We start from the raw sequence: 16,786 nt of genomic DNA on the forward strand, positions 1-16,786 counted from the left end.
CTCAAGGCAAGCTGCGGCCAATGATCTCGCGCATGATCTCGCTGGTGCCGCCGAAGATCCGCAGCGCCCTGGCATCAGCCCAAGCCCGGCCAATTCCGTATTCGCTGCTATAACCGTAGCCACCGTGCAGTTGCAGCAACTGGTCAAGCACCTCGCCTTGAAGCTCACTGGCATTGAGCTTGGCCATCGCTGCCAGCACCGGGTCCAGGCGGCCTTCGATCAACTGACGGGCACAATCATCGAGGAACACCCGCAACATGGTCAGCCGCGCGTGGGCATCGGCCAGGATGAAGCGGTTGTGCTGGTGATCGCTGACGCGCTTGCCAAATACCTTGCGTTCGCGGGTGTAAGCCAGCGTCTGCTCGAGCATGCCTTCAGCATGGGCAGCGGCACGCAAGGCAATGGCCAGGCGCTCACGCGCCAATTCGCGGCTCATGTACTCGAACGCGGCATTTTCTTCGCCCAGCAGGCAGTCGGCAGGCACGCGTAATTCGTCGAAGAACAGTTCGCAGGTGTCCTGCGCATGCTGGCCGATCTTGCTCATGGCCGGCCCCTTGCCGAAGCCTGGCAGGCCGGCTTCGACGCAGAACAGTGACAGCCCACGGGCGCCCAGCTCGGGCTCGGTGCTGGCCACCACGATGACCAGCCCTGCATTGACGCCGTTGGTGATGAAGGTCTTCTGGCCGTCAAGCACAAAGTGGTCACCCTCGCGCCGAGCTCGGCAACGTACCGCTTTCAGGTCGCTGCCTGCACCGGGCTCGGTCATGGCAATGGCACCGATCAGCTCGCCCGCGGCCATGGCCGGCAGCCAACGGTCCTTCTGTGCCGGTGTGCCAAGGTTGTACAGGTAAGGCGCAACCATGTCGGAATGGATCGAAAAACCGATTCCCAGGCAGTTGGCCCGCGCCAACGCCTCGATCACGACCAAGGCATGGCCAAAGTCTCCGCCTGGGCCATACGGGGGTGGCAGCGCGCTGCACAACAGGCCCTGCTCACCGGCCTCGCGCCACAACGCTGCCGGGGTCAGGCCATCACGCTCCCAGTCGGCATAGAACGGCTGGATTCGCTCGTCGATAAAGCGCCGAACCTGGTCACGAAACAGCAGGTGGTCGTCGCGTAAGAATGTGCGCATGGTCGATTACCGGGTGAAGGGGGCAGTGCTGCCGAGCTCGCCGCGCAGCACCGGCTGGCTGGCATCGCCGGTGAGAAACAGCGCGTAGTGATCGCCTGGCTGCAAGGGCGGCAACGCCAGTGCCTTGGCCTGGGTTGCGCCGCAACCTGCAGTCAGGCTCGCACTGACCGGATTTATCGCCCGTGCCTTGCTGGAACGTGCAGCCACCTCAGTGAACAGGGCGGGGCCACCCTGGACCTGCAACTGGCCCGCAGGGCAATTGCCGGCCAGGTTGTAGAAACGTAACTCGGCCTTCAAGGCATCCTCGCTGGCGGCACCATCGTCCAGCACCAGCAACGTGCCTTGGTGCAGCACCAGGCTTTGGTAGGTGTCGGCGGCCACGGTCAAGGTGCCAACGGCTTTACCCGCCATGCGCACGGTAAAGGGCTCCCCCCCTTTGACCACGTTGTAGCCGCTGGCCAACTTGCCCGCCCCCAACTGCTGCGACGGGTTCTGCCCAACCTGCACGTCGATTGCGTTGTCGGCAGGCTGCAACACCCGCACGAACGCTGAGCCGGCTGGCGGGCGCGGCGCATAAAGCTGGGCCAGTTTGCCCTCAGCTTGGGCTGCGCACGGCAATGCGCCACCCGCCAACAACGTGGCAAGCAGCAAAATACGGGCTTTCATACAGTCTCCTTGGGGCGTTTCGCGCGGGCCTGCTGGTACAGCGCGGCCAGGCACTTGCGGTCGACTTTGTCGCTCAACGTTGCCGGGAAGCGACCGCAAGCCAGCAGTTCGGAAGGGATCATATAGGCAGGCAGGTAACTGGCCAGCTGCTGCTTCCAGTCAGCCAGCACTGGCGGCAGCGGGCCCAGGGTCGCCACCGGCAATTGCTCGGCCAGCTCGATAAAACCGACCATGCGCACCAGTGTGCCGTCGGGGCGGCGCAGGGCAACCGTAGCGGCAGCATTCACACCCGGCAGCCTGGCCAAGCCGGCATCCACCTCGCCCAACTCGATACGGTAGCCATGCAGCTTGATCTGGTCATCACGTCGGCCATGGAAGTACACCTTGCCCTGGGCGTCGATTTCGGCCAGGTCACCACTGCGATAGGCACGCTTGCCATTGTGCTGGAACAGCACCGCCTGGGTCAGGTCCGGGCGGTTCAGGTAACCGCGCATCACATGATCACCGGCAATACACAGTTCACCGTCGTCAAGGAACAGTTCAGCGTAAGGCTTGGCCCGGCCAATCGACAGCGGCTGGGCACCTGGTTCAAGCGGCGGCAGGATCTCGATCCAGGTGGTGGAGCACGTCGCTTCGGTGGGGCCATAAGAGTTGATGATGCGGGCACCAGGGAAACGCTGCCACAGCTGGTTGGCCAAGGTCGGCGTCAGCGACTCGGCGCCAAACACGAACACCTGCAAGGCCGGCAGATGCTGGCTGTCGAAACGCTCGTTGAGCAGTTGCTGACGCACGAACGACGGGGTCGACGCCCACACCTGCACTTGGCTGTCGGCCAGGTAGCCAATAAAACCGTCGGGGTCGCCAATCACTTCGCGCGGGCACAGCACGCACTGGCCACCCAGCGCCAGCGCGCCACACAGGTCGAACAGCGAAAAGTCGAAACTGAACAGCATCTGGTTCATGAACGTCGGCTGTGCGCCCAAGGCCAGGCAGTCGCGGATCCAGCCAGCGAACAGCGCCAGACTGTCACGGCCGATCTGCACGCCCTTGGGGTCGCCAGTGCTGCCAGAGGTGAACATGATGTAGGCCAGGCCCTTTTCCAGCAGCGGCGTGGCCACTGCAAGCCCAGCCAGGAACTGGTCGGACTGCGCATCGTAGCAGTGTCCGGCGCCGACCAGTTCGATGATGCGCTGCAAGCGCTGGGGCGGGTTGATGCTGTCCAGCGGCACATAGGTAACGCCCATGCGCAGGCAGCCGAGCATGGCCACCACGAACTCGATCTGCTTGTGGCCGCTGAGCGCCAGCGCCGTACCCGGACTGATGCCAGCCTCACCGGCACGCACTACCCAGGCTTCGACAGCGGCCTGCAGCCCCGCCCAGTCCAGCACCCGGTGGGCGTCTCGCAAGGCTGGGGCATCGGTGCCCTGACAGCAGTCGGCAAACACGCATTGGTCGAAATCGAAGTGCATCAGGCGCCCTCCTCCTTGTGTGCCCAGGCAGGCTCAGCGGTTGTTCTGAACGAACAGGGCCAAGGCGTCGACCGACTCCAGGTGCTCATCGATTTCAGTCGCCGGCACCTTGCAACCAAAGTGGGTCTTCACCGCCATGACGATATCCACGGCAGTCATCGAGTCGACCAGGCCTGATTCGATCAACAGGTCGTCGTGCGCCACGGCAGTACCGATCACGTTCTCGATGATGTCGGCCAGTTGTTGCTTGAGGGTCAGGTCATTCATGTCTTTCACTCCGGTCAGAATTGGAAGTACAGGAAGCGCGCTTCCTTGTGCAGGTTCATCAGGCACAGCGCCAGTAGAAGCAACATGATCACCAGCCACTTGAGGCTGGGTGCCCAGCGCAGGGCTGCCGGGCCATCGAGTTGCGCGCGGGCCAAGGACGGCGAGAAGCCGCCCATGATCTGTTGCGAATTGGGCAGGCACCAGGCCACGGCCAGCACCGCCAGTACATGCAGCGCCTCCAGGTGGCGACCGACCAGCAGCCGCCAGGCGTCGCCCCAGGCGATACCGGCCGGGTACAGGATGTCGGGCAGGCTGCCCAGGCCACGCAAGCCGAACATGCCCTCGACCAGCAGCACAGCATCGTGGGTTGATTCGGCGCGGAAAAATGCCTGGGCAATGATCACCGCCGCGAAGGTCAGCAATACATAGCCCGCCACTTTCAGTGGATGCTGCTTGCCCTTGGGCGCACGGCCGACGACGAAGATACGCCAGGCATGGTTGATCGACAGGTAGGCAGCATGCAGCAGCCCAAAGATCAAGAACTGCAGGCCTGCCCCGTGCCAGATGCCAGCCAGGCCCATGGTGAAGGTGGTCGGCAGGATGATCGCCGCAGCAAAGCCGCCGGCGGTCGCCGCCCCTTGAGTACCCACTGGCAGGCCACGCTTGCCACGCCACTCCGACACTGCCATGGCCACCGGGTAATACAGGTAGGCGGTCAGGTAACGGGTCAGGGTCATGTGCCAGCGGGCCCAGAAGTCGATGATGTTGCTGGCCTTGTAGGGCGAGTTGAAGTTCAACGGGAAGCGAATGCCGAACATCTTGGCCAGGCCCAGGGCCATATCCGAATAACCGGAAAAATCGAAATACAGCTGCAGCGCGTAGGCGATGCCGGTCCCCCACGCCGCCCACAAGCCAAGCGTACCTGGTTCGGCAAAACCGGCGTCGGCATACGGCGCAATCGGGTCGGCCAACAGCACTTTCTTGGCCAGGCCTATGACGAACAGCATGCTGCCGACACTAAGGTTCTCGGCGCGGAAACGGTAGTTATCCGGCTGGGCGAACTGCGGCATCATCTCCTTGTGGTGCAGGATCGGCCCGGCAATCAGGTGCGGGAAAAAGGTCACGAACAGCACATAGCTGAGCAGGCTGCGTTCCTTGACGATACCGGCACGGCAGTCGAGCAGGTAGCCGATCTGGGTAAAGGTGAAGAACGAGATACCCAACGGCAGGATGATGTCGTCCATGCGAGTGCCGGCAAGCCCCCAGTCCTGGGCGAAGTTCACCAGTGTGACGAAGTACTTGTAATGGAACAGCAGCGCCAGGTCGGCAGCAACACCCAGCGTGGTCACCAGCAACTGCAGGCGCGACCTTCCTGCACAGCCAAGGATGGCCAGGCTGACCAGGTAGTTGAAGGCGATCGATCCGATCAGCAGCAACACAAACTGTGGGTTCCACCAGCCATAGAAGACAATCGATGTCACGCACAGCCACAGCGCCGCACCTCGCAGGCTGCGCGCCGCGATCAGGTAGTGCGCAGCCAGCGTCAGCGGCAGAAACAGCAGCAAAAACAGATACGAGTTAAAGAGCATGGGCGGCCTGTCCTTCGGCGAGCGCAGCCAGCGCGGTTCGTTCATCGGCAGTCAATGGCAATGACAAGGCGCTTTCGGAAAACTCCCAGATCACCAGTTTCAGGCTGCCCGGCCAACGCTCACGGCGGGCCAGCGCGGCCAGCAACGCGCCACTGAACTGGCCACCGTCCAGGCTCTGGTTCCACACCTGCTGGCCAAGGTTGCGTCCCAGCCGTTCTGCAAAGGCGCTGCGCCTGCCGTTGGAGCTGCCGGCCAGCAGTACCTCTACCGGCGGCGTATCGTCGAGCAGGCCACCACTGCGCTGAACCTGGATCTGCTCGGGGCGCTCACGTTCCAGCGCCGGGCGCCAGGCTGAGGCCGCATGCTCCAGGCCGGCGAGCACAATCAGGTCACCCATGCGCGGCTGCGCGGTGCCTGGCGGGCTGCCAGCAAACAGCTGGTCGCGCTTGCCGGCCAGCAGCGGCAACGCGCTGGCGGCCACCGCATCGGCAGCCAATTGAGCCCCATGGGCATTGAGGTGCACATCCGTACGGAAGAACCTCGGCATCGCTTGCGGGCCTGCAGCCAACGCCTGGGCCAGGTCGACATAAGGCACACCCAGACCGGCCAAGGTGGCTTGCCATTGCCCCAGCCGCGCCTGCAACGGTGGCACTTGGCGAAGGCCGCAGAGGGCCTGGGTTTCTATACGCGATTTATCCGGCACAGCCACCAGCAACACCTGCAACCCTTGACCCCGCAACTGCCCAAACCAGTGCCGCATCAATTGCAGGCGGGCTTCATAGGCCCCGTTTACGCCTGGCTGAGCGAGCAACCCGTCGCGGTAGAACAACCAGCCGGGGCAGCCCTGCACCACCTGGTCGCCAAGGTCCCCCAGCAGCCGATAGCGTACGGCGGCGCTCAGGGTGTCGGCATCCTGTTGCAGGTGCGGTTGCAGCGCATCGCCCAACGCCTTGCCGGCGCTGCCGTCAAGCCAGGCCTGCGGGCGCAGTTGCGCGGCATCGAGCTTGCTGTTGAACAGCATCCACAGGCCGCAGGCCTGGGCGAAAAGCAGCAGGGCGACGACCGCAGCGGTGTAGCCACGGTGCGACTTGGTCACGGTGCAAGCCTGGTCAGCCATGGGTCATTTTCCGGTGGCTGCGCGCAGACGTTGGCGCCAACTGTCGGCGCTCATGATCGAAGCGTTGTCCCACAGGCCGCTGGCCTGGGGCCCCTGCGCGTAGGTAGGCTCGAACATCTGCCACACCAGTACCTGCGGCGGGTTGCGTTTGAAGTCGGCAGACTCCAGGTACTCCAGCAACATGATCCATTGGCCGACATTGCCCGGTTTCCAGTTCACCGACACCGGGCGGTCGATGCTGTTGGACAGCTTCTGCGGGAAGCCGAAGTACGGCTGCACCATGCTGTGGCCAGTCACATGCAACGGCGCCGGAGCGTCATCCAGCAAACCGCCAGTGGCCACCTGGCGGCGCACGGTGAACGTTTCGCGGCCAGTCTGCTTGCGTTGCTCGGGGGTAAGGAAGCGCTCGGCCAGGTCGCCGTAACGGCGCTCCTTGAACTCACTGCCCAGCGCCATGCCGCTGCCGGCATTACCCTTCAGCGCCGGCGCATCGTGGCGAACCTGCGCGGCGGTGGCCTGTGCCGTGGCATCCGCAGCTGCCTGTGTCCAGTGCTGGTCGGTGCGGTAGAACACCTCCTGGCCACTGTCTTTGATCTGGCGCAGCACGGCCTCATCGTCGACAGCACTGATGCCGGCCTTGTGCAGGCTGGCAAGAATGGTCTGGTAACGTTGCTGCACCGGCGTACTCAGCGCTTTGCCGGCTGGCAGCTTGTCCTGGTAGAAGCGGGTCTTGTCAGGCAGCACCAGCACTTGCAGTTGAACGCCACGCGCGGCCAGGGCCTGCCGGGCCTCTTCGATCAGTGCGGTAGAGGCTTCGATGCCTCGGTGATCGACTTCGGTAAGGCTGCCCCAGCCTGGGAACAGCCAGCCGTCGTTACCGCGCAGCACGATCGACGAATCGTCCGCATAAGCGCCGGGCCATGCCAGGCCGGCCAGCAACAGGCCGGTGGCGAGGTGTTTGATGGAGCGGTTGAACAGAGAAGACATGTGCAGGGTCCTCAATACGACAAGGTCAGGTTCATGAACAGCCCTTCGGCCCGCTCGCGGGCACCGCCGCCGATGGCGAAGCGGTACTGGGCTGTCCAGTCGAGGTAGGAGCGTGGCGCGTGGTAATGGTCTTCACGGAAGTAGTAACGCAGGGCCACACCTGGCCCCATGCCCATCGACCAGGTGCCCTGATCACGGGTCAAGGAGTAGCTCCCGCCGTCAAGGTCATCGGCGAACAGGCCACCTTTTCCTTTCAGTTGTCTGGCTTCATCCTTTTGCCAAATCACATCGGCAGCGCCCACAACGTGCGGAAAAACAACCAGGTTCGATGGCAACCCGGGTAACCGGAAGCTGCGCCCAAGGCGCACTTCGTTGCTGAGGAACAATTGCTGGCGTTTGAGGCGGCCCGAGGCCTCTGCCAGCTTGTCCGTACGCGAGCCTTCGCTATCGACGTCATACAGGCTGAAGGTGGCGGCATTGTCTTCCAGCGAATAACCCAGCTGCGAATAGGCATCCACCGTCCACCAACTGCTCTCCATGCGCAGCTCCGTGCCCCGGTAAAAGCCGTAAGTCGCGTAGGCCAACCAGCCGCCGGCACTGTCCTTGAGCTTGTACGCCATCAGCGCACCGTTGATACGCTCGGTCGGTGCACGGTTCTGGTTTTCTGTCGCGATGGCTTCCTGGATCTCGCAACGCACGCTGTTCTTTGCCGGGTTTGCAGTCCCTTCGCGGGTTGCCGAACCCAGCAGAAAGCGACGCTCCAGGCCAAAGGTGAAGCCCGTATCAGCGAGCATGTAGCGCACACCCAACGACCCGATCGTGCTGGGGAAACCACTGACAGACTGCGAATCACTGACACCGTCATCGTCCACGGACGCTTTGCTGCAAGGATCGATCGCGCCCTGCGACTTGAAGCGCCCTCCCTCGTCCCACAGGGTATTGCTCAGGCGTCCGTACACTTCCAGCACACCGCGCTGGTCATTGAACTGGCTCGGCCGCCAGTACAGTTCTGCGGTGCTGAACACCGAATCTCCCGCCGAACTCTGCCCGGCGTTGGCAATGGTGGTGGTCGGCCTGGCGCCACGGTAGCTCGTGGTGACGGTGGCGCCCCATTCACGGTCGAAACCGCTGATGGCACTGCGGGTGTTGTGCCGCTGCTCGGCGTCGAGGTCGAGGGTGCCGTAGTCGTCCATGTCGATGGCGTGCTTGAGCTGCTGCACCGCCGCCGGTTTGTCCCCCATTGCCGAGAGGGCATAGGCCTCGTCGAGGATGGCGGTTTTCGGCGCCTTGCCACTGTCGCGGGCGGCACGAAAGTCTTCACGGGCGCGCGCTGGCTGGGCAGTGCGCATGCGCAGGTAGCCACGCTGCATCAGCAGGTCGGCATCGGTGGGCGTGTTGGCAATGGCATCGCTCAGGCGCTGTTCGGCTTCAGCAGCCTGCTGCTCGTTGCCCGCAGCCAGCGCGGTGGTCAGCAGGCGTTGGAACGCCAGGTTGTCCGGCTCCTGTTCTGTGGCACTGCGTGCGTGACGAATGGCCGTCTGGTAATCCTGCCTGGCGTAGGCGGCATAAGCTTCGCCAGCCGGCCCCGCCGCGCCACCGGCGTCGGCCGGCAGCAATTCGCACTGGGTGCCGTAGGGCGTATCCTGGCACGACTGGCGTGGCGCTGGGTAATTGGCCAGGCTCAATGCGCCGGCCGGGCCACGCTGGGCGGACAGCGCCTCATGGCGCCGGGCAACGGCTTCATCCTGCGTATCCAGCGGTGCCAACAACGTGGCAGCACGGCCCTTGTCGCCACCCGCCAGCGCGGCATCGGTGGCGATCAGGCGCACATTGCGCAGTTGCTCGTCGTCCAGCCAGTCCTGGGACAGTGCACTGTCGAAGTCGGCATTGGCCGCCGGGGCATTACCCTGCAACTGACGCAGGTAGCCGCGCATCACGATCATCACCGTGCTTTCGTCATCGGCCTCAATCGCTTCGCTGGCCGCCTGTTCCGCAGCGCCAGGTTGATTGTCGAGCAGCAGAACGGTAACCAATAGCAGACGATGACTGGCGATATCAGGCGCCAGATGCACCGCCTCACGGGCCAGCGGCACGGCATCGCCCGGCCGGTTACCGATCAGTGCCTGATAGGCCTGCTCCGCCGGGCGCACAGCCATACGCCGGTTCAGGGTTTGCCGGCGCGCTTCGAGGTCGGCGGTGTTGGGCGCCCCGAGACTGATCGCAGTAGCTGCCGCCGCAACCGCCTCGGGCCAGCGCTGCCGCGCCTCCAGGCTATCGAGCCAGAGCAACGCCCAGGTACCCTGGCTTGGGTCGGTGCGGAACGCGCGTTCGGCATCGCGCTCGGCGCTTGCCATGTCGCCAGCGTTGTAGGCTGCAAAGGCCTTGGTCGCCAGTGGAAAACCGCGCTGATAGGCCGCCGTTGGTGCAGGACCCCTGACAGTCGACTGACCTTGCAGGTTGGTCACCGCCGCCAACAGGCCCGGGTCGCGCACGCCATGTTTGAGCGCACGTTGCGCAGCCTGCCGTGCTTCATTGCGCCGGCCCAGCTTCTGCAAGGTGTAGACCTTGAGCAGGTTCAGCCGGGCAACCTCGGGACGCAGCCTGAGCGCGGCGTCCACCTGCTGAAGGGCATCTCGGTAACGCCCCTGCTGGTAGCTGCGGTAGGCAAGGTCGGCCTGTTCCCAGGCTACACCTTGCAGGGGTGCCTCGGCAGCCAGGACGGCAGGCAGGCTGGCGCAACCCAGCACCGCGCCAATCAATAAAGTGGCGGGACGAATGAGCATCATGACAGTGCGGCAACCTGTTTCTTCTTCAGCGCCGAAGCAGCTGCGGGAGCGGGGGTAACATCGTCGTTCTCTTGCTGGAACAGGATCGCTTCGTTGAGCGTTTCGGCATCCAGGAAGCCGTAGTCGAGCAGGATTTCACCCAACGGTTTGTGTGCCTCGGCCTGCGCGTCCAGTGCCTTGGTCAACGTGCCTTCGTCAATGGCTCGCCACGACACCAGCAACTCGCCAAGGCGTAGCCGCTGCTGTTGCAACTGGTCGGCGGACGGGAAGTCATGCATGGTCTTGTCCCAGACCAACGGCTTGCCGAGGAACAGGTAACCCAGGTACAGACGCCAGGCCCGGGCCGCCGCCATGGCATTGATGAAATTGCCAATGATCATGCGTGGCCCTGACAGCAGGGCATGCTCCCAGCCATACAGACGCCCGACAAAGTACGCACGCTGCAGAATGCGCAGGCTCAATGCCACGGTGTTGGCCCACATCAGGTCGAGCAGCCAGCTGTTTGGGCCGAATGCCGACGGGAAGAACAGGCTCCAGTGACCGGTAACGCTGATAGCCAGAAACAGCAGATGCTGAGCCAGCAATACATAGGCAAGGATGGCGATGAACGACGTGATCAAACCCTTGCGATCGCGGAACAGCAGATACTTGGTTGCCAGCGAGCCCGCCCAGCCTACCTGGCTCCAGCCTTGCAGGCCGATGCCCAGGGTCCAGCGGGCTTTCTGCCGGTAGGCGGTGCGGAAGGTATCCGGGAAGTACTCGCGCACACCCAGCGGCATATGCACGGCCACCCTCTTTTCCTTGCCCATGCCGAACCAGGTGCTGCGTCGGGCCACATAATCGACCGGGAACTTGCCGAAAATCTGCTTCATGCCGCGCCGCGCAAGTCGCGCACCGATGTCGTAGTCCTCGGTGAGGGTGTCGGTGTTGAACGGCTGGTTGTTGGTCTCGGCGGAAAGCTCCAGCAATGCCCTGCGCGAAAAACAGGTGCCCACGCCGGCTGACGGCACCATGCGCGACATGCTCTCGCGCACCACCAGGTCCTTGGTGTGCCATTCCGCAAATTCGTCCATGTAGGTACCCGCCACCAGTTCGTACCAGTCACGTTCCAGCGAGGTGACCGGCAACTGAATGAAATCGATGCGTGGCAACAGATAGTTGAAGTAATGCAACTCCAGGCGATGCAGTACGTCTTCGCTGTCGTGCAGGATCACCCCGGCAAACGGCTCGGGCATGCGTGCGTCCTGAGCAAAAATGGCCTGGATGATCCAGTTCAGGCAGTCGGCCTTGCAGGTTGGGCCTTCGTGAGGCACCTCGACCCGCACCAGCTGCTTGTAGCGCCGCCGCATGCGTTCAACTTCATCGATGGTGCGCTGGTCGTTGCAGTAAGTACCCACGAAGATGTAGTAGTTCTTGTAGTCCAATGACCCGACCATGTTCTCCAGCATCGGAGCGATCACGTCGTATTCCAGCCACGCCGGGATCATGATCGCCAGCGGCTGTTCAGGCTTGCCTCGCAGTTGCTCTACCGTCAGCGCCTGGTAGCGTTTACGACGGACGAGCAGCTTGCGATACGCCTGACGCACCCAGTACCAAAGGTCGATGAACAGGTCATCGAGGCTCGATAGCAGGATCAGCACGCCAACACAGGCAGTGACGATTTCCAGCACGCGGTAGTAATCCGCCAGCAGGTACGGCCAATAGAGGGAAGACATGCTCGCCGCGCCTTATTTGCCTTTGTTCTTCAAGCGCAGCCGGCGGGCAATCACGCCCAGCAGCAACAGCAGCAGCACCACGCCAGACAAGGTCGGCAGCGCCCATACCAGTTGCTTGCGCCACTGATGGAACGGCGTGCCACCAAGGTTCAGCTCAGGGTCTGTGGTGTCGACCCAGGTCAGCGGGCCCTGTTCACCCACGACAACGGCATTGCCCTGGGACAGCAGGAACGGCACTTTCGGTACCATGTTGGGGTTACCCAGGCTGTTCCATAGCACGCCGCTCTGGCCATTGGCGCTGACCACCGACAATGTACCCAGGCCCTGCGGCCCTTGCAGGTCAAGCGCAAGCGCCTGATTACCCTGAGCCTGCAGGCGCTGCAACTCGGCTACACCCAGCAAGGGCTTGGCGCCCGTCAGCGGGACATCCAGCGCCAGGAAAGGCCGCGACGGTGCGGCATCAGCCTTGCCGGTAGTCAACACCAGTTCAGCGTTGACCGGCGAAAGTGCAGCGGCACTGGCCAGGCGGATCAGCTTACCCACGCTTGCAACCGGCGCCTTCAACGCCGCTTCATCAACAAATACCTGTGGTTTGTTGGCCAGCAGCGGCAGCAAGCCGACAAAGGTGCCATCAGGCTCGGCATCTGCCGAAATCAGGTAGCTGCTGGGCAGCACATTGACTGGATAGGCTTGCGGCACCTCGGCACAATCGGGTGAGCTTGGCTGGCGCTGGAAGCGTACTTGCACAGTATTGGTTACCCCCAGGGCGTAGCCGGGGATACGCGCCTTGAGCCGTTCAGGGTGGCCGTCGGCATCAAGTTGCGCCGCGCTCAGCAGCACGTTGTTCCAGATCACCGATGCCACCGGCCGGGTGCTCGAGGCGCCGGGTGCGGCAGCAACATCCAGGTTGAGCTCGCCCGGTATCAGGCCATTGACCGATACCGCACTCAGCGGGAATGTGGCCGTCCACTCGCCACGGCTGACCACATCGAAGGTGCCGAAATTGCCACCCAGGCTGCTCAGGCGCAAATGACCATGCTCGTTGCGCAGCGCCTCACCTACTGCCCTCACCTCAGCCTGCTGCGATACCAGCACGTCACGCCAGTGTGCATCGAGCACACCCGCTGCCTTGGCCCCCGCATCAGCCGCAATAGCCACCACTACCTGGCGGCCAAGGCTACGCAATTGCAACTGCTGGCCTGGTACGGGTTCCAGCGCCAGGCTTGCCCGTTGCTGGCGCCACTGATTCAGTGCGCCAAATGCCTCCGGGTCACCCTGCAACTGATGGCCCAGTGCATCCAGGGCTGCGTTGAGCTGCGTGATCAGTGCGCTGTCGGCAATGGCCAAATCAGCGCGTGTCGCTGGCGCATCGAGCAACAGCAATGCCCCCAGCTCCGCAGGGTTGGCCAGCGTGTGGCGCTGCTGCCCGGCCAGCGCTGCGAACGCCGGCACCGTGGTCAGCGCAGCCGGCACTTCAATACCTGCCAGCTGTACGCTATCGCCTACTTGCGGCAAGGCCCGCACCTGCGCACGGCGTGCACTGCGCTCCAACGCCACACCCAAGCGCCAGGCACTGTCGAAACTGGCACGGTCAAGCGCGCCAGCGGCAACCAGGATAGATGGCTCGGCAGGCAGGCTGCCCCACACATCGGTCAGGCTGGACAATGCCGACATCGAATAGCGGTAAACAAGCCGTGTTTCTGGCGACAACGTCAACACATTGGCTGTAGCGCGCGGTGGCGCACAGAAGTCTTCAGAAACCGGCGAGCTCCAGTCCAGGGCAAAATCGACGAAACCGCTGGCGTGCTGGCCACTGTCCACCGGCAACGTGCGGGGCAGGCTGCCGCGCGCCTGATTGATACGCTCGGCTACGCGAGGCAGGCCATCCACCGCCAGGCGCAGTGTGGCAGGTTGCGCTTCGCCTTTGATGAACTCGCCTTCAAGCGCGATATGCGCATCGCTGATCGCCACGCCCTTGGGCACTGGCAGGAAGAACACCTGGCGGTTGTCGGCCTGGTCGAGCACCACCGGGTTGGTGATGCCGAGGTCCTTGAGCGAGACACTGCGCGCCACCCAATCCTGGGCGGCCAGCGCTTGAATGGCATCACTGGCCGGTGTGGCGCAAGCGAAAATCGGGGCAGTCAGAACGGTACTCAGCACCACGAACTGCAAACGGTAAGACGTGAGGCTCAACGATCTAGTCCTTGCAAAGGTTGAGTGGCATCGCAGCCACAGCGGGCGTGCAGACGAATGCGTGGACAGGCGCACACAGCGCACGTCTTCGCTCGGGGACTGGGGGGAAACGGCACAGTGGAATCGACACCCATCCGTTACTCCAGCGCGATGCCGCTTCCAGGCGACAACGGGGGCGTACTCTCTAGGATCAAAGTGCCAATGTCAATATTTTGATTAAAAACCATAAGAAAAATGCGCGATATCAAAATTAGACGTTTTTTTGACTATTCAATTGAATGTTCGAGGCAGGTCTTGAGCTGCCAAGCGGCACCATAGGGTGGCGATGCCGAACGCGAAGGATCCGTGACACCCGGCAGAAACGAAAAAGCCCGCGACCGTTGCCGGTAGCGGGCTTTGACGTACTGAGTATGGTGGGTCGTGTAGGATTCGAACCTACGACCAATTGGTTAAAAGCCAACTGCTCTACCAACTGAGCTAACGACCCGTTGGATGGCGCGTATAATACTGATTTCTAACGAGAAATCAATACTCCATCAACATTTTTTGTTAAGCATAGCGTGTCGGGTCCGCTACACCGGCGGCCTTGAAGCCGTCTGCGCGCAGGCGACAGCTGTCACATTTACCACAGGCACGGCCATCATCGTCAGCCTGGTAGCAGGAAACGGTCAGGCTGTAATCCACGCCACGCGCCATACCCGCCTGCACGATCTGCGCCTTGCTCATATTCTGAAGCGGTGCCTGTATGCGGAAGCCCTGCCCTTCGACCCCGGCCTTGGTCGCCAGGTTGGCCATGCGCTCGAAGGCTTCGACGAACTCGGGGCGGCAATCGGGGTAACCGGAGTAATCCACGGCATTGACGCCGATAAAGATGTCGCGCGCCTCCAGCACTTCTGCCCACCCCAGGGCCAACGACAGGAACACGGTGTTACGCGCCGGCACATAGGTGACCGGGATGCCTTCACTCGGAGCCTCTGGCACGTCAATGCTGCTGTCGGTCAACGCCGAGCCGCCTATACCGTCGAGGTTCAGGCCGATCACCTTGTGCTCGACCACACCCAGGTCACGGGCCACGCGGGCGGCGGCATTCAGTTCGGCGCGGTGGCGCTGGCCATAGTCGAAACTCATGGTGTAGCAGCTGTAGCCTTCGGCCTTGGCCATGGCAACCACGGTGGCCGAATCCAGGCCGCCGGACAACAGGATTACTGCGCGCTTGTCTGTCATGTGTGCTTGCTCCTCAATCAACGTCCGGGTTCGTCGTTCCACAGCAGCTTATGCAACTGCAGCTGAAAACGTACGGGCAGGTTGTCGGCAACGATCCAGTCCGCCAGGTCACTGGCATTCACCTGATGGTGGCTCGGCGAGAACAACACCTCGCCGGCGCGCTCGGCCAGGTTGTACTGGATAAGCTTGGATACCGCCCAGTCGTAGTCCTCACGGGAACAAATGACAAACTTGACCTGGTCGTTGCGGGTCAGCAGCGCGATGTTCTCGTAGCGGTTACGGTGCGACTCCTCGGAGCCTGGGGTCTTCAGGTCGACCACGCGGCTGACGCGGGTGTCGGTACCGGCGATATCCAACGCGCCACTGGTTTCCAGCGACACCTCATAACCGGCGTCACACAGGCGCTGCAGCAACGGTAAGGCATTCGGCTGGGCCAATGGCTCGCCACCGGTGACACAGACGTAGCGGGGCTTGAAGCCGGCCACCTGCTCAAGGATCGAATCAAGGGTGCGAATGGTGCCGCCAGTGAAGGCATAGGCACTGTCGCAGTATTGGCAGCGCAAGGGGCAACCGGTGAGGCGCACGAAAACCGTGGGCAACCCAGCCGTTCGCGTTTCACCCTGCAAAGAGTAAAAGACTTCGGTGATGCGTAATGTGTCTTGCATGCTCGCCACGGGCGTGACAGCTAAACAGGCTGTCCGCCTCCGTCAGGCACTGTCGCGGACTCGACATCGCGTTATCCGCAGCAGCGTGTTTACGAAAAAAGGGCACTGATTCTAACGAAAAAACCCGCGACAGGCGCGGGTTTCTTTCGAACGGTGCAGCTACAAGGCTCAGAGCTTCTGCAAGTCACGCTGCGCCAGTTGCGCGGCAGAAGTGCCGGGGTACTGGGTAATGACCTGTTGCAGGATGCCCTTGACCTTGTCGGTGTGGCCCATGCGGCGCTCGACGTCGGCCAGCTTGTACAGCGAATCCGGCACTTTGCTGTGCTTCGGATACTTCTGGCTGACCTGGGCAAAGGCCTGGCTGGCACCTTGCAGGTCACCCTTGGCCAAGTTCACTTCACCCAACCAGTACTGGGCATTGCCGGCGTATTGGCTGTTGGGATACTTGCGCAGGAAGGCGTTGAACGCCTGGCTGGCCTTGTCGAAATCTTTCTGCTTGATCAGGTCGAAAGCAGCATCGTAATAGAGCTTTTCTTTCGCCGGATCACCGGGCTCGCCACTGGCGGCCGGTTGTTGCGCAGCAGCACCCGCTGCTGCATCGGGGGCGGCATTGGATGCACCACCACCGGAGGAATTGTCAGGGGTTGCGGCAGGCGCAGCGCCACTGTTGATGCGACGGTCCAGGTCCTGGTATCGCTCCAGGTTTTCCTGCTTCATGCGCGACACATCGTTCTGCAGCTCTTCGATGATGCCTTGCTGGCGGGAAAGCTGGTCCTGCATCTGTTGCAGCTGCATGAACAGCTGGCCCTGTGCAGAGGCAGGGGCCGAAGCCCCTGTCCCGGCATAGGCGCCGCTCGTGCCATAACCCGCAGGCGGATAACTGCCTGCGTTGTCATCTACTACAGGGACCTCAGCCCAGGCCGCAAGCGGCAGGCTGAGTGCGAGGACAGTTACTACACGGCGGCACATACGCATA

General features: G+C 62.7%; 12 protein-coding genes, 1 tRNA gene and 1 pseudogene. All 14 read right to left on the reverse strand.

Translation table 11 applies throughout. The features are described from left to right. Position 1: 1 nt before the first annotated feature. The 14 genes and pseudogenes from QQL85_RS14225 to ybgF all read right to left on the reverse strand — a co-directional run bounded on the left by QQL85_RS14225 (position 2) and on the right by ybgF (position 16,785). Complete coding sequence (locus tag QQL85_RS14225; protein WP_284354182.1) at positions 2-1,132, reverse strand: acyl-CoA dehydrogenase family protein; 1,131 nt, start codon at positions 1,130-1,132, stop codon at positions 2-4. A 6-nt stretch (positions 1,133-1,138) separates the two neighbouring features. Next, the gene (locus QQL85_RS14230) at positions 1,139-1,798 is read right to left on the reverse strand and encodes an alginate O-acetyltransferase AlgF (protein WP_284354183.1); all 660 of its coding nucleotides are present in this window, start codon (positions 1,796-1,798) and stop codon (positions 1,139-1,141) included. Continuing rightward, positions 1,795-3,267, reverse strand: coding sequence for an AMP-binding protein (locus tag QQL85_RS14235; protein WP_284354184.1), 1,473 nt, complete (start codon positions 3,265-3,267; stop codon positions 1,795-1,797). The genes QQL85_RS14230 and QQL85_RS14235 overlap by 4 nt, the downstream gene beginning before the upstream one ends. 33 nt (positions 3,268-3,300) lie before the next feature. After that, complete coding sequence (locus QQL85_RS14240; RefSeq protein WP_284354185.1) at positions 3,301-3,534, reverse strand: acyl carrier protein; 234 nt, start codon at positions 3,532-3,534, stop codon at positions 3,301-3,303. 14 nt (positions 3,535-3,548) lie between these two features. Beyond that, the gene (locus QQL85_RS14245) at positions 3,549-5,123 is read right to left on the reverse strand and encodes an MBOAT family O-acyltransferase (RefSeq protein ID WP_284354186.1); all 1,575 of its coding nucleotides are present in this window, start codon (positions 5,121-5,123) and stop codon (positions 3,549-3,551) included. Then, on the reverse strand, positions 5,113-6,240 hold the full coding sequence (locus tag QQL85_RS14250; RefSeq protein ID WP_284354187.1) for an alginate O-acetyltransferase AlgX-related protein: 1,128 nt from the start codon (positions 6,238-6,240) through the stop codon (positions 5,113-5,115). Before QQL85_RS14250 ends, QQL85_RS14245 begins: the two co-directional genes overlap by 11 nt. 3 nt (positions 6,241-6,243) lie before the next feature. Further along, positions 6,244-7,227: an alginate O-acetyltransferase AlgX-related protein gene (locus tag QQL85_RS14255; RefSeq protein WP_284354188.1), complete on the reverse strand. Its 984-nt coding sequence runs from the start codon at positions 7,225-7,227 to the stop codon at positions 6,244-6,246. 11 nt (positions 7,228-7,238) lie between these two features. Further along, the gene (locus QQL85_RS14260) at positions 7,239-10,013 is read right to left on the reverse strand and encodes an NfrA family protein (RefSeq protein WP_284354189.1); all 2,775 of its coding nucleotides are present in this window, start codon (positions 10,011-10,013) and stop codon (positions 7,239-7,241) included. Between the two features lie 68 nt (positions 10,014-10,081). Beyond that, a pseudogene (locus QQL85_RS14265) lies at positions 10,082-11,728 on the reverse strand (glycosyl transferase family protein); the annotation flags it as partial. A 12-nt stretch (positions 11,729-11,740) separates the two neighbouring features. Then, positions 11,741-13,921 carry a hypothetical protein gene (locus tag QQL85_RS14270; RefSeq protein ID WP_284354190.1) on the reverse strand — a complete coding sequence of 727 codons (2,181 nt, stop codon included), beginning with the start codon at positions 13,919-13,921 and terminating at the stop codon, positions 11,741-11,743. 411 nt (positions 13,922-14,332) lie between these two features. Beyond that, positions 14,333-14,408, reverse strand: a tRNA-Lys gene (locus QQL85_RS14275). A gap of 62 nt (positions 14,409-14,470) precedes the next feature. Then, on the reverse strand, positions 14,471-15,145 hold the full coding sequence (gene queC, locus QQL85_RS14280) for a 7-cyano-7-deazaguanine synthase QueC (protein ID WP_284354191.1): 675 nt from the start codon (positions 15,143-15,145) through the stop codon (positions 14,471-14,473). Positions 15,146-15,162: 17 nt separating this feature from the next. After that, entirely contained in the window at positions 15,163-15,810 is a 648-nt protein-coding gene (gene queE, locus QQL85_RS14285; RefSeq protein ID WP_284354192.1) for a 7-carboxy-7-deazaguanine synthase QueE, read from the reverse strand. A gap of 168 nt (positions 15,811-15,978) precedes the next feature. Further along, entirely contained in the window at positions 15,979-16,785 is an 807-nt protein-coding gene (gene ybgF / locus QQL85_RS14290) for a tol-pal system protein YbgF (protein WP_284354193.1), read from the reverse strand. Position 16,786 lies beyond the last annotated feature (1 nt).

Origin of the sequence: Pseudomonas putida, from assembly GCF_030159595.1 — a bacterium.
Classification (GTDB): Bacteria; Pseudomonadota; Gammaproteobacteria; order Pseudomonadales; family Pseudomonadaceae; genus Aquipseudomonas; species Aquipseudomonas putida_AC.

What these genes read in the sequence shown, in the direction of transcription:
- QQL85_RS14225 (WP_284354182.1), bottom strand. Translation starts at nt 1,132, where the DNA reads ATGCGCACATTCTTACGCGACGACCACCTGCTGTTTCGTGACCAGGTT.
- QQL85_RS14230 (WP_284354183.1), bottom strand. Translation starts at nt 1,798, where the DNA reads ATGAAAGCCCGTATTTTGCTGCTTGCCACGTTGTTGGCGGGTGGCGCA.
- QQL85_RS14235 (WP_284354184.1), bottom strand. Translation starts at nt 3,267, where the DNA reads ATGCACTTCGATTTCGACCAATGCGTGTTTGCCGACTGCTGTCAGGGC.
- QQL85_RS14240 (WP_284354185.1), bottom strand. Translation starts at nt 3,534, where the DNA reads ATGAATGACCTGACCCTCAAGCAACAACTGGCCGACATCATCGAGAAC.
- QQL85_RS14245 (WP_284354186.1), bottom strand. Translation starts at nt 5,123, where the DNA reads ATGCTCTTTAACTCGTATCTGTTTTTGCTGCTGTTTCTGCCGCTGACG.
- QQL85_RS14250 (WP_284354187.1), bottom strand. Translation starts at nt 6,240, where the DNA reads ATGGCTGACCAGGCTTGCACCGTGACCAAGTCGCACCGTGGCTACACC.
- QQL85_RS14255 (WP_284354188.1), bottom strand. Translation starts at nt 7,227, where the DNA reads ATGTCTTCTCTGTTCAACCGCTCCATCAAACACCTCGCCACCGGCCTG.
- QQL85_RS14260 (WP_284354189.1), bottom strand. Translation starts at nt 10,013, where the DNA reads ATGATGCTCATTCGTCCCGCCACTTTATTGATTGGCGCGGTGCTGGGT.
- queC (WP_284354191.1), bottom strand. Translation starts at nt 15,145, where the DNA reads ATGACAGACAAGCGCGCAGTAATCCTGTTGTCCGGCGGCCTGGATTCG.
- queE (WP_284354192.1), bottom strand. Translation starts at nt 15,810, where the DNA reads ATGCAAGACACATTACGCATCACCGAAGTCTTTTACTCTTTGCAGGGT.
- ybgF (WP_284354193.1), bottom strand. Translation starts at nt 16,785, where the DNA reads ATGCGTATGTGCCGCCGTGTAGTAACTGTCCTCGCACTCAGCCTGCCG.